The following is a 13226-nucleotide window of genomic DNA, read 5'->3' as shown; positions in this document are numbered from 1 at the left end:
TCTTTGTGGAGATTTGGTATGGCTTGGACAATGCACCCGAAGACCTGGGGGACACGGTCGTAACCATCGGAGTGTTCGATGGTATTCATCTAGGGCATAAGCGCCTGATAGCTGCTGCGGTCAGTGACGCTCGCGCTCGTGGCGTGAAGTCGCTGTTGATGACTTTCGACCCCAACCCCGTAGCGCTGTTTGCCCCGGATAAGGTGCCGCCGGCACTGTCCACCGTGTCCCGTCGTGCCGAGCTGGCAGAAGCGGAGGGAATTGATGCCATGCTCGTCGTGCCCTTCGACAAGAACTTCTCCAGCATCCCCCCAGAAGACTTTGTACGCACCGTTATCCGCGACAAGCTGAATGCACAGGCCGTCTTTGTTGGCCAGAACTTCACCTATGGGCAGAAGGCCGCAGGTACTGCCGAGACTATGCCGGAGCACGGCCGTAAGTGTGGGGTCGACGTCACCATCGTCGACCTCCTCGACGTCACTGCCGCGGATTCGACCGAACGCGTTTCGTCGACACGTATTCGCGGTTTGCTTGCCGACGGAGCGGTGTCCGCAGCCGCCTCGTGTCTCGGGTACTTCTACCGTGTCGATGGTGACGTTATTCCCGGTCAGGGGCGTGGGGGAGCGCAGCTGGGTTTTCCGACCGCCAATATTGACTTCGCTGAGGGCTTGGCAGTCCCGGCTGATGGTGTCTACGCGGCATGGTTTACGGCTCAGCCGACGGCAGCCCGCCCGGAGCCGGACCCGAAGGGCGATATCGAGTTTGGGGTGCGCTACCCAGCAGCCGTGTCGGTGGGCACTAATGTGACCTTTGGAGACACTGATCGAACGGTCGAGGCCTACGTGATTGACCGTCACGCGGACCTCTACGGCATCGCCGGGCAGGTTGAGTTTGTCGATCGGATTCGCGGAATGGAGAAGTTCGACTCGGTCGAGGAGCTCATTGACCGGATGAACCAGGACGTAGTAGACACCGAGGCCATTTTGGCAAAGACCGATTAGCTGTTAAAGTAAAACGTCGGCTGTGACTGCGGTCCACAAGTAGTTGCGAGGAACCAGCTGCCAGACGCTGTTTGGTTCCGGGAAAGCCGAGAATGTGGACTGAAAAAACGACCATAATTTGATTCAAGGAGTTAGATTTACATGGCTTTGAACACTGCAGAAAAGGCTGAGATTCTCAAGGAGTTCGGCCTGCACGAGACCGACACCGGTTCCCCGGAGGCTCAGGTTGCACTGCTGACCGCTCGTATTCGTCAGCTGACCGAGCACCTGAAGTTCCACAAGCACGATCACCACTCTCGTCGTGGTCTGCTGCTGCTGGTCGGTCGCCGCAAGGGCCTGCTGCAGTACCTGCAGGACAATGACGTTGAGCGCTACCGTAAGCTGATCGAGCGCCTTGGTCTGCGCCGCTAAGGTTTCCCTTAAGGTCCTGTTTGTCAGAGCGTCATTGGTGTAAGTTGCTCTGTTAATTCAAGGCTTTTAAGCTTTTAGACCCGCCGTTTGGATTTCCATTGAATGGAAGCTCACGGCGGGTCTTTTTGGTCACTTGTCGTTGTGGTATTCACTCATCGATGCGCTGTAGCGTGGCCACAAGTGAATACCTCATCGACATGTGGAGGGGGCTGATCGACAGCGTGCGCATAAGTGTCGGGGCACCATCGATAAGACACGGTAATTCGTCGACAAGACACGGTAATTCGTCGACAAGACACGGTAATCCATCGATGAGTGAAGAGAAGTCATCGATAAGTGCCCCCGCTCCGCAAACTCCTAGAACCCCGCGTAGGTGCAAGAACCCAGATGGCAGTGAGAGATCTCCGATCCGTCCAATACGAGAACTTTCTGCGTTAGCTGGTAGAATGCGTGACGCAAACGAAGTTCATTCGATCTTTTACAGGCGACATCGATGATCGCCGCTATTTCTAGGAGTAAGAAACCTATGGCCAACAGCAAGGCTGTTGAATTTTTCTTTGATGAGGATTTCGGTATTACCGAGGCCGTTGCTACCATCGACAATGGTGATTTCGGCACCCGCACCATTCGCTTTGAAACGGGTCAGCTGGCTCGTCAGGCCGATGGTTCGGTGACCACCTACCTGGACGAGGAGACCATGCTCCTGTCCACCGTCACCGCTTCCAACCAGCCCCGCGAGGGCTTTGACTTCTTCCCGCTGACCGTCGACGTTGAAGAGCGTATGTACGCTGCGGGCAAGATTCCGGGTTCGTTCTTCCGCCGTGAGGGCCGCCCGTCCACCGACGCCATCCTGGCATGTCGTCTGATTGACCGTCCGCTGCGCCCGACCTTCGTCAAGGGCCTGCGCAACGAGGTACAGGTTGTCGTCACCGTCATGTCCTGGGATCCGAAGGATTGCTACGACGTCGTCGCAATCAACGGCGCGTCAGCTGCAACTCAGCTTTCCGGGCTGCCGGTTTCCGGCGCTGTCGGTGGTGTCCGCATCGCGCTTGTCGCCGATGACAAGCATCCGGAGGGTGCATGGGTCGCTTTCCCGACCGAGGAGCAGCACGAGCAGGCTCTGTTCGAGATGGTCGTCGCTGGCCGCATCGTCACCCGTAAGCGTCGCGGTAAGAACGTCGAAGATGTCGCCATCATGATGGTGGAGGCCGGAGCAGGGGAGACCGTCGTCAAGCGTATTTCTGACGGCGCACCGGCACCGACTGAGGACATCGTCGCCGCGGGCCTCGAGGCTGCAAAGCCGCACATCAAGGTTCTGTGTGAGGCACAGAAGGGGCTGGCTGAGCGCGCAGCGAAGGAAACGCAGGAGTTCCCGCTGTTCCCGGCATACAGCGATGAGATTTTTGATGCAGTCGAGAAGAAGTCTGCTAAGAAGCTGGCCAAGCTGCTCACCATCCCGGGTAAGCAGGATCGAGATGACGCCACCAACGAGTACATGGAGGACGTCGAGGGGCAGCTGCTGGAGCGCTTCGTCTCCGATGATGTCGACGAGCAGGCTGCATCTAAGCAGATTCGCGCTGCATACAACGCAGTGATGAAGCAGATTGTCCGTGAGAAGATTCTGGCTGAGGGCTTCCGCATCGATGGTCGCGGTGTTACCGACATTCGTGACCTGGGCGTTGAGGTCGGCTTGATTCCGCGTGCCCACGGCTCTTCGCTGTTTGAGCGCGGCGAGACCCAGATTCTGGGTGTCACCACTTTGGACATGCTGAAGATGGAACAGCAGATTGACTCGCTGACCCCGGTTACTTCCAAGCGCTACATCCATCACTACAACTTCCCGCCGTACTCCACCGGCGAGACCGGTCGTGTTGGCTCTCCGAAGCGCCGCGAGATTGGTCACGGGGCACTGGCTGAGCGCGCTCTGCTGCCGGTCGTGCCGTCCCGTGAGGAGTTCCCGTATACCATTCGCCAGGTCTCCGAGGCCCTTGGATCTAATGGTTCGACGTCCATGGGTTCGGTCTGTGCTTCGACTCTGTCGCTGTACAACGCCGGTGTGCCGCTGAAGGCTCCGGTTGCCGGTATCGCCATGGGCCTGGTTTCCGGCGAGGTTGACGGTGAGAACCGCTTCGTCGCGCTGACCGATATCCTCGGTGCCGAGGACGCATTCGGTGACATGGACTTCAAGGTCGCTGGTACTGCGGACTTCATTACCGCACTGCAGCTGGACACCAAGCTCGACGGTATTCCGTCGAAGGTTCTGGCCGATGCCCTGTCCCAGGCTCGTGACGCACGTCTGGCCATCCTGTCCACCATGGCCGAGGTCATCGAGTCTCCGGACGAGATGAGCGGTCTTGCTCCGAAGATCACCACCGTTAAGGTTCCGGCGTCCAAGATCGGTGAGCTCATCGGCCCGAAGGGCAAGACAATCAACGGCATCACCGAGGAAACCGGTGCTGATATCTCCATCGAGGACGATGGCACCGTATTTGTCTCGGCAACTTCCGGTAAGGCTGCGGACGCTGCAATTGAGCAGATTAATGCAATCGCTAACCCGCAACTGCCGAAGGTGGGCGAGCGCTACCTGGGAACTGTCGTGAAGACTGTCGCTTTCGGTGCTTTCGTCTCCCTGACTCCGGGCCGTGACGGTCTGATTCACATTTCCAAGCTCGGTGGCGACAAGCGCATCGAGAAGGTTGAGGATGTCATCAATGTCGGCGACAAGATTCAGGTCGAAATCGCTGATATCGACAACCGCGGCAAGATTTCGTTGGTTCCAGTCGAGGACGACTAATGCTTGGCGACGGAGGATGTGCTGTATGTAGCCTCCGACAACGCGAGTAGCGATGGCGCGGTTAGGTCACAAATTGACCTAACCGCGCTTTTTGTTTTGGGTTAATCTCGGGTTTCGAAGGGATTAATTTTCGAACCCACGTGGAAGGTGATTTGCGCATGCAACTTGTCGCGCACGATCATGAATTCATCGACATTTCCGCCGGTGACTACGTCGCAAGTATTTCCCAGTTCGGTGGTGGCCCGAGATCACTGGAGTACTGTGGTCTGCCACTGCTGACAGACTATCCCAAGGGATTCAATCCACCGTTGTCCGCAGGTACGCTCCTGGCTCCGTGGCCGAACAGGGTCGCTGACGGAGTGTTTATCTTCGGTGGGGAAGTCCATCGGTTAGATATTTCGGAGCCGTCCCGGGCGAATGCTATTCACGGGTTTGTTGCAGATCGCATTTGGACCGTGGTCGATGCTGATGACAGCAGCGTCACCTTGCATGTGGAAGTTGAGCCGCAGTCGGGCTGGCCTTGGGAACTCGGTATGACCGTGCGTTGGCAAGTCACCGCTACAGACGGCCTATCGGCTGAGTTCACAGTGCATAATCGCAGCGATAGGGAGTGCCCGTTTGGTCTGGGCTGGCATCCTTACCTAAGCGCTTTGGGCGCTGATTTCGACAGTTGCACACTTCGGTTGCCCGTTGATAAAAACCTGCCACTGGAACCAATTCGAAACCTGCCCGCTGGCCCAGCGGTGCCAGCGGAGACAGTGATTCCCAGCCTTCGAGAGGGAGTATCTCTGGATGGACTGTGGCTGGATCACTGCTTCCTTGCTGCCGAGGAAACAGCCGAGAATGGCTCACCGCGCCGTCGTGAAGCGCATTTGGTTGGACCAAATGGCAAGGGTGCTGTGCTCTGGGCCGATGATGAATTCCGGTTCTTCCAGGTCTATGTTGCCGACGCTGGACGACGAGAAGGATTCCCTGGGCACGGGAATGCGATTGCGGTGGAACCAATGACATGTCCGCCAGATGCGCTCCGCTCCGGAACCGGGTTGCTGCGACTTCAGGCTGGAGAGACAAAAACTCTTGCCATGGGACTGCGCGCGGAGACGGGCGGAAAATAGTTTTACTCAGCTCAGAGGACTGCAGCCCCCTCAACTGGGTTAAATCCGTCTTAATTAATTCACCTTGAATTAAGAAAGGAAACTACACTAGGGGACGAATGTAAAAGAATAGGTCTTCCTTTTGTGCAGGGTAGTGGCGATTTGCCCCTACGGTTTGCGGTAGGTCTAGCCACTTTCATGGCCATTGTTGGGCGTGCGCCATATCAGGTGCCGAAATAAGGGAAATCCCTATTCGTGCATTTTCTGAATACGTATCAACCGCCTAACCGCAAGGAGGCCGTCGTGATAGTGGCGCAATCAGCCTTAAGACTCGACGCGACATGGGTGGATTACTCCATCGTTGCTCTGTACTTCCTATTCGTCCTCGGTATTGGCTGGGCTGCACGAGCCAAAGTGTCCAGCTCCATTGACTTTTTCCTCTCGGGGCGCTCACTGCCGGCTTGGGTGACGGGGTTGGCGTTCATCTCAGCCAATCTCGGTGCCGTGGAAATCGTGGGCATGTCCGCAAATGGTGTGCAATACGGTTTCCAGACCATGCACTACTTCTGGATTGGTGCCGTCCCAGCCATGGTGTTTTTGGGCATTGTCATGATGCCCTTCTACTATGGCTCCAAGGTTCGCTCAGTTCCGGAGTTCATGCTGCGTCGTTTTGGTCCCGGTGCACACCTGGTCAATGCAATCTCTTTCGCTATCGCGCAGCTGCTGATTGCAGGCATTAACCTTCTGCTTCTGGCCAAAGTGGTCAATGCGCTACTCGGCTGGCCGCTGTGGCTGACGTTGGTAGTCGCCGCAGTCATCGTGCTGTCCTACATCACGCTGGGCGGACTGTCCGCAGCAATCTACAACGAGGTACTTCAGTTCTTCGTGATTGTCGCAGCTCTGTTGCCACTGACTCTGATCGGCCTGCACAGCGTCGGCGGATGGTCCGGGCTGAAGGAAAAAGTTGCCACTGAATCGCACTTCCACACTTGGCCGGGCACGGATATTTCCGGTTTTGATAACCCCGTGATTTCCGTCATTGGACTGGTCTTTGGCCTCGGCTTCGTGCTGTCGTTTGGCTACTGGACAACCAACTTCGTGGAAGTTCAGCGCTCCATGGCCGCCGACTCACTGTCGGCCGCCCGCAAGACTCCAATCATCGGTGCTTTCCCGAAGATGTTCATCCCGTTCATCGTCGTGCTGCCGGGCATGATCGCCGGCGCCACCGTCGCACCCATCATGGATCAGACCGCCAAGCCTAACGACGCAATTCTGTACCTAATGAGAGATCTGCTTCCCAACGGCCTGCTGGGCATCGCTATTGCAGGGCTGCTAGCAGCTTTTATGGCAGGTATGGCGGCGAATATTTCCGCGTTCAATACAGTCTTTAGCTACGACATTTGGCAGACCTACGTCGTGAAGAATCGAGCAGATGATTACTACCTCAAGGTTTGCCGTATCGCTACCATTGGCGCGACCGGCATCGCAGTGTTCACCGCACTGATTGCCGATAATTTCGGCAATGTCATGGACTACTTGCAGACTCTATTCGGCTTCTTCAACGCACCGTTGTTCGCTACCTTCCTTATCGGTATGTTCTGGAAGCGCATGACGCCGACAGCAGGTTGGACGTCTCTGCTTGCAGGAACGGGCGCTGCAATCTTGTACTGGTACATCTCCGAGTTCACGTCGGCAAGCGCAACTATCTTTGAGCTACCGGGGCAGGGCACTGCGTTCGCTGCCGCCTCCGTGGCATTCGTCGTCGATATTGTGGTGGCCGTCGTCGTTTCTCTCATGACAAGGCCGAAACCCGATGAGGAGCTGGTCGGTTTCGTCAAATCCGTCACCCCAAAGGCTCACTTCACAGACGCTGCTGAGGCAGAGCTGCCATTGCTACAGCGAACTGTTCCGCTGGGTATCTTGTGCCTGGTGATGGCCGTAGTTCTCAACATCGTTTTCGCATAGGAGCTAGTGAGAAATCATGTCACGGACGCAAAACAACTCAACTGTAAAAGCGACTGTCAGCGCCGGTAAAAAGAAAGCAGGTGCCTTTGACATTCGCAACGTCATTGGGGCGATGCTTGGTCTTTACGGCATCATTTTGCTGCTATCGTGGTTGTTCCTCGATCCTGGGGTCAACCCTGAGACCAATGTTGCCAAAGAGCCGACGTATAACCTGTACAGCGGAATAGCCCTGCTCCTCTTTGCAATCGTTTTCTATGCCTGGGCAAAACTACGCCCAACGGTTGTCGAAGAATCATAAGGAGGATAAATGACAACCGACGACCAGCACTCTCACGCTTTTTCGGTAACGCGCACTACGCTTGCCGACGGTCGCGAGCTAATCTACTTCGACGATGAACCGGACTATGTCTCGGGCAAGAAGACCCGAAAATTAACCGACGAACGTGATTTGCCACAGGCGATTACAGAGTCGGAGCTGCGCCAAGATCCGCTGACAGGTGATTGGTACTGCTACGCGGCACACCGCATGAACCGCACCTTTATGCCTCCTGCTGGCGAGAACCCCTTAGCTCCGACGCTGCCGGGACAACTTCCCACAGAGGTGCCTGCCAGCGACTACGACGTGGTGGTTTTTGAAAACCGATTCCCATCGCTTTCTATGCACATGGAAGTTCCGGATGACTTTGCTCAGACTGTCGACGGCGCCGAGATTTTCCCGCGGAAGCCGGCCTTGGCTCGGTGTGAGGTTGTCTGCTTTACCCCGAATGTTTCGGACTCCTTCCGGGATCTGACTTTCACTCGTGCTCGCACCGTTATTGAAGCGTGGGCGCACCGCACTGCGGAACTCAGCAAGCTCGAAGGTGTGCGGTTGGTGTTCCCCTTTGAAAACAGGGGCAAGGAAATTGGGGTAACACTGCAGCATCCCCATGGGCAGATTTACTCCTACCCCTATCTGCCATCTCGTGCGGCGGCCATCGCTGCACGCGCGAAGGCTCACTTTGAAACCACCGGCCGCGACCTTTTTGATGATGTCCTGGAGGCCGAAAAGGCTTCAGGTCGACGAATCATCGCAGAAGGGGAGTACTTCACCGCATTCGTCCCAGCTGCAGCTAAGTGGCCAGTCGAAGTCATGCTGATGGCAAATCGCGCTGTCGGTGACTTCCAGGAGCTGACCGATGCGGAAAAGGACGAACTGGCAGCAATGTATCTTGACCTGCTGCGACGTATTGACCGATTCTTCCCCGGCATCGATAAAACGCCGTACATCGCTGCCTGGAACCAAGCTCCGGTAGGCGAGGATCACCAGTTTGGGCGCCTCCATTTGCAGCTCTATTCCATGATGCGCTCTGCAGGACGCATGAAATTCCTCGCTGGTTCAGAGTCCGGGCAAGGAGCCTGGATTTCGGATACAACACCAGAGGCAATCGCTGACCGCTTCCGGGAGCTTGGCCAGACTCGCTGGCTGCGCACTCGTCCCCATAAGCAGGCCGTATCTGATGTAACAGAGCAATTTCGGCGCAGCTTCGGTTCGGAACCACAGGGTGTCTTTCGCGCCCCAGGCAGAGTCAACCTAGTTGGCGAACATGTCGATTATGCCGATGGCATCTGTCTGCCATTCGCGTTGGCGCAGAGTACTTTTGCAGCGGTGGGTGCTCAGAATGCCAGGGACTCGTGGACAGTGCGAATCGTTTCGGACTTGATGGACAAGGACGATGCCGCAGACGGTGACAGGCCGGTTAATATCGCAATGTCCGATGTCGGTCCGAACTCTCCTGCAAATTGGACGGGATACGCAGTTGGCACTATCTGGGCTATGCGTGAGGCAGGGCTGTTGCCTGCAGATTGCCCAAGCCTTGACATTGCGATTTCTTCCGATGTGCCGGTCGGCTCTGGGTTGTCTAGCTCCGCCGCTCTGGAGTGTTCTGTCGGCGTTGCAGCCTTTGAACTCGTCCACGGTCGTGCACCAAACGATGAAGAGCAGCAGGGAATTGTTGAGGCGGCTATCCGCGCAGAAAATGAGGTCGTTGGTGCCTCTACCGGCGGTCTGGATCAGCGTATATCCATCAAGGGCAAGGAAAAACATGCACTGGCCATTGACTTTGCGAAGAGTTCTGACCAGCTTGTCAAGGCTGCTTTCGCAGACGAGGATCTAGAAATTTTGGTGATCAACACCAATGTTCGACATAGTCTCTCGGATGGTCAGTATGCGACGCGTCGCGGAATCATTGATGCCGTGAAAAATGGTGTTGGGGCATCTGATTTCCGCGGCCTGGATGATGCAGTTGGTGCTGCTATCAATTGGGCGAAGGAGAACGTCCCAGCTGAGGCAGATAGGGATCAGTGGGTTGATACGGTGGCGCGCCGAGTGCGTCACGTTGTTACCGAAATTGACCGGACGGCACAGGCGATTGAAAAGCTTTCCGAGGGGGACTTCGAGGCTTTTGGCACTTTGATGGTGGCAAGCCATCTTTCGCTGAGGGATGACTACGAAGTTTCCTGTCCAGAGCTGGATATTGCTGTAGACGTAGCGCTTGAGCAGGGCGCGCTCGGTGCCCGAATGACTGGCGGTGGCTTTGGTGGCAGTGCCATTGCGCTGCTGCCACACGACCGTGTCAATGCTGCAGCGAATGCAGTTGCGTCGGCTTTCCGTGACCGAGGAATGCCGGAACCGGAGTTTTTCGTTGGAAATCCGGGGCCGGGAGCAAGCCGCCTAGTCTAGGCGGTATTACTCCCGGTCTCGGGGGGGGGCTACTGCAATGCGATCTTCTTCCGCTGCGGCTTGAGCAGCGTGGTCAGGAATATCAGCACCACGCCAAGCCCCGCGGCGGTAAACATCGCAATGCTATAGCCACGAATCAGGTCGGCGGTTGCAGGAGCTGCTGCACCAGCGCCGGAAAGACCCGCGGCAATGACAGTCGACAGTGCGACAAAAAGTGCAGTACCAACCGCGCCTGCAACCTGCTGCAGCGTGTTCAGGATCGCTGAGCCATCCGGGTAGAGGTTCTTGGGAAGATCGCCAAGGCCGAATGTGAACAGTGGAGTAAACAGCAGGCCCAGACCGATCTCAAAGACGATGTGGCAGGCGACAATCCACCACAGCGGAGTGGACGCCGAGATAAAGCCGAGCCCGAAGAGACCGAGGGCGAGAACAATAGAACCAGGGATTGCCAGCGGACGCGGACCGTAGGTGTCGAAAAGGCGGCCAACAGTCGGACCCATAAGCCCCATAATCAGCGGGCCGGGCATCACAATTAGTCCAATGGTCTTGACATCAACACCGCGCAGGTTGAGGTAGAGCGGCAGAATGATGATCACACCGAACATCAGCATAAAGCCGAAAGTCAGGATGGTTGTGGACAGTGTGAAGCTCTTGGTACGGAAGGTCCGAAGGTCCAGCAGAGCTCGGTTTCGTGGTGCCAAGCGGCGCTGACGCATGATGAAGAGCACCAGTAGCACGATTCCGGCTGCGCAGAGGATTCCGTCGATAAGCGAAAATTCGGCACCCACACGGCTGAGCGCATACACGAGCGGACCGAATGCGCCTGCGCTGAGGAACACCGAGAGAATATCGATGGGCTTGGCGGAGTTTTCCTCGATGTTGGGCACGAGGATGACACCGACCACGAGCACAATCAGGCCGAGCGGCAGCATCGTGTCGAAGAGCGCATGCCAATTGTTGTTTGCAATCTCCAGAATTAAACCGGAGAAAGTGGGGCCGATAGCAGGTGCGACGGCGATGACTATGCTCATGCGTCCCATCATGCGACCGCGCTCATGTTCCGGTACCACATTGAGAACCGTGGTCATCAGTAGTGGCAGCAACACTGCGGTGCCGGAGGCTTGAACAACGCGTGCGAGCAGCACGATTGCAAAACCTGGCGCGAAGGCACCGATGAGAGTGCCTACGACAAATAGCCCCTGGCTGATCGCGAAAAGAGTGCGGAAGCGCACTGAGGCAATGAGAAATCCAGTGACTGGAATGACAACAGCCATGGTCAGCAGGAATGACGTTGTCAGCCATCCGGCAGTCGCTGCGCTGATGTTAAGGTCCGCCTTAACGACGGGAATTGCGACACTCATGACCGTCTCGTTCAAGATAGCCATAAATGCCGCAGCTAGTAGCACATAAATGGCCATGTAAGCGTTTTTCGGCGCTTTGGCCTGTGCTGCTTCCGAACTTGGGCTCAATTCGGAATCTTCAGATTCAGAAACCAAGAGAAGTCACTTTCTAGATATAGGTACTGAAATAAGTAATTTTCTAAGATGTTGCGGCTTAGCGCAAGAAAATCCCCATCGTAAGCCGACAAAACGGCAAAGCCGACGGGGCATTGGCACACAAGTTGCCCAACACATTCTAAGGTAAGGGATAGAGATGAACCCGTTGGGAAAGGACAAGAGAGCTGTGAGCAATATCAAGGTCGGCGTACTTGGCGCCAAGGGCAAGGTAGGGTCCACCATCTGCGAGGCAGTTGAAGCCGCCGACGATTTGGAGCTGGCAGCGGGTCTCGACTCGGGCGATGACCTGAATGAACTTGTCACCGCTGGTGTGCAGACCATTGTTGACTTTACTCAGCCCGACGCTGTGATGGGCAATCTTGAGTTCTGCATTAAGAATGGTATCAACGCCGTCGTGGGTACCACGGGCTTTACCAAGGAGCGCCTCGATCAGGTGCAGCGCTGGCTTGACGACGCCGACGGTGCCGTCAATGTCCTTGTTGCACCGAACTTCGCAATCTCCGCAGTATTGACCATGAAGATGGCAGAGCTAGCCGCTCCGTACTTCGAGTCCGCTGAAGTTATCGAAATGCACCATCCTTTTAAAAAGGATGCCCCCTCGGGCACCGCTATCCACACTGCTGAGGCTATTGCCCGTGCTCGCAAGGAAGCAGGCATGGGGGAGCAGCCCGACGCCACTGAGCAGACTCTGGATGGTGCTCGCGGCGCCAATGTCGAGGGCATTCCGGTGCACGCAGTCCGTATGACCGGTTCGGTGGCTCACGAGACCGTTATCTTCGGTGCTGAAGGACAGTCGCTAACCATTAAGCAGGACTCCTACTCGCGTACCAGCTTCGTACCGGGCGTACTGCTGGGCGTGCGTAAGATTGAGGATTTTCCGGGTCTGACTGTGGGACTGGAGCCGTTCCTGGGTCTTTAATAGCCGGGAGTTAACTTAAAATGTCTGAAAATGTCACTCTCAAGGCGCAGCTAATCGCCGCGACCAGCTTCTTCCCGCCAGAGGACATCGACTTTGATACCGATGCCGACGGTGGGGAAGCATTAATTGAGTTCTCTGGCCGGGCTTGTTATGAAACGTGGGACAAGCCTAATCCGCGAACTGCGACGAATAGGGGATATCTGCGGCATGTGCTCGAGGTAGGCCACACCTCACTTTTTGAACACGCAAGTGCAAGCATCTATGTCCGTGGGCTGTCGCGCTCGTGTGCACATGAACTCACACGGCACCGTCACTTTTCCTTTTCGCAGTTGTCGCAGCGGTTTGTGCCGGCTAGTTCCAACAATGTTGTGGTTCCTCCCGCAATTGCGGAGGACCCGGATCTATTGCGAGTTTTCGAAAGCGCGGTTGATCAGTCCCGTTTCGCCTATGGTGAGTTATTAGACGCACTGGAAGAGAAGTGGGCCGATGAGCCCAACGCTATCTTGCGGCGAAAGCAGGCACGCCAGGCAGCCCGGGCGGTTTTGCCCAATGCCACCGAAACTCGAATCGTGATTACTGGTAATTTCCGGTCTTGGCGCCACTTCATTTCGATGCGTGCGACCGAGCATGCCGATGCTGAAATTCGGGAGTTGGCGGTGGCTTGTCTGCGGGAGCTGCAGCGCTGCGCTCCTGTTGCTTTTGGGGATTTTGAGATCAACACTCTGAAGGATGGGTCGGTCGTCGCGTCGAGTCCTTACGCCTTCGAGGGGTAATCGCACGTACAGTGTGAAGATATAGTCGATTGA

At 56.2% G+C, this 13226-nt stretch carries 10 protein-coding genes; 9 read left to right on the top strand and 1 reads right to left on the bottom strand.

All coding sequences use genetic code 11. From position 1 onward, the window contains the following. Positions 1–5: 5 nt before the first annotated feature. The 7 genes from HMPREF2614_RS05265 (at position 6) to galK (ending at position 9984) form a co-directional block, all read left to right on the top strand. On the top strand, positions 6–1001 hold the full coding sequence (locus HMPREF2614_RS05265; protein ID WP_038628719.1) for a bifunctional riboflavin kinase/FAD synthetase: 996 nt from the start codon (positions 6–8) through the stop codon (positions 999–1001). Between the two features lie 141 nt (positions 1002–1142). Next, a complete protein-coding gene (gene rpsO, locus HMPREF2614_RS05260) occupies positions 1143–1412 on the top strand; it encodes a 30S ribosomal protein S15 (protein ID WP_016422594.1) in 270 nt (89 codons plus the stop codon). Between the two features lie 526 nt (positions 1413–1938). Continuing rightward, a complete protein-coding gene (locus tag HMPREF2614_RS05255; RefSeq protein ID WP_038628721.1) occupies positions 1939–4206 on the top strand; it encodes a polyribonucleotide nucleotidyltransferase in 2268 nt (755 codons plus the stop codon). A 158-nt stretch (positions 4207–4364) separates the two neighbouring features. After that, a complete protein-coding gene (locus tag HMPREF2614_RS05250) occupies positions 4365–5321 on the top strand; it encodes an aldose 1-epimerase family protein (RefSeq protein ID WP_049181206.1) in 957 nt (318 codons plus the stop codon). Positions 5322–5603: 282 nt separating this feature from the next. Beyond that, positions 5604–7265, top strand: coding sequence for a sodium:solute symporter family protein (locus HMPREF2614_RS05245; RefSeq protein ID WP_210384471.1), 1662 nt, complete (start codon positions 5604–5606; stop codon positions 7263–7265). Positions 7266–7281: 16 nt separating this feature from the next. Beyond that, the gene (locus HMPREF2614_RS05240) at positions 7282–7563 is read left to right on the top strand and encodes a hypothetical protein (protein ID WP_038628733.1); all 282 of its coding nucleotides are present in this window, start codon (positions 7282–7284) and stop codon (positions 7561–7563) included. Positions 7564–7572: 9 nt separating this feature from the next. Continuing rightward, positions 7573–9984 (top strand): galactokinase, encoded by a 2412-nt coding sequence (gene galK / locus HMPREF2614_RS11400; protein ID WP_081914019.1) that lies wholly within the window; start codon positions 7573–7575, stop codon positions 9982–9984. A 29-nt stretch (positions 9985–10013) separates the two neighbouring features. Here galK and HMPREF2614_RS05230 read toward each other — a convergent pair whose 3' ends face one another. Then, the gene (locus tag HMPREF2614_RS05230; RefSeq protein WP_246815676.1) at positions 10014–11402 is read right to left on the bottom strand and encodes a DHA2 family efflux MFS transporter permease subunit; all 1389 of its coding nucleotides are present in this window, start codon (positions 11400–11402) and stop codon (positions 10014–10016) included. Positions 11403–11667: 265 nt separating this feature from the next. Between HMPREF2614_RS05230 and dapB the strand changes: the two genes are divergently transcribed. Both dapB and thyX read left to right on the top strand, forming a co-directional pair. Continuing rightward, positions 11668–12420 (top strand): 4-hydroxy-tetrahydrodipicolinate reductase, encoded by a 753-nt coding sequence (dapB, locus tag HMPREF2614_RS05225; protein WP_083300200.1) that lies wholly within the window; start codon positions 11668–11670, stop codon positions 12418–12420. 20 nt (positions 12421–12440) lie between these two features. After that, positions 12441–13193, top strand: a complete 753-nt coding sequence (gene thyX / locus HMPREF2614_RS05220; protein ID WP_070560368.1) for an FAD-dependent thymidylate synthase — start codon at positions 12441–12443, stop codon at positions 13191–13193. The last annotated feature ends 33 nt before the right edge of the window (positions 13194–13226 follow it).

This window comes from Corynebacterium sp. HMSC074C11, assembly GCF_001809455.1.
Taxonomy (GTDB): Bacteria; Actinomycetota; Actinomycetes; order Mycobacteriales; family Mycobacteriaceae; genus Corynebacterium; species Corynebacterium amycolatum.
This window is presented reverse-complemented; position numbering and strand designations above follow the sequence as displayed.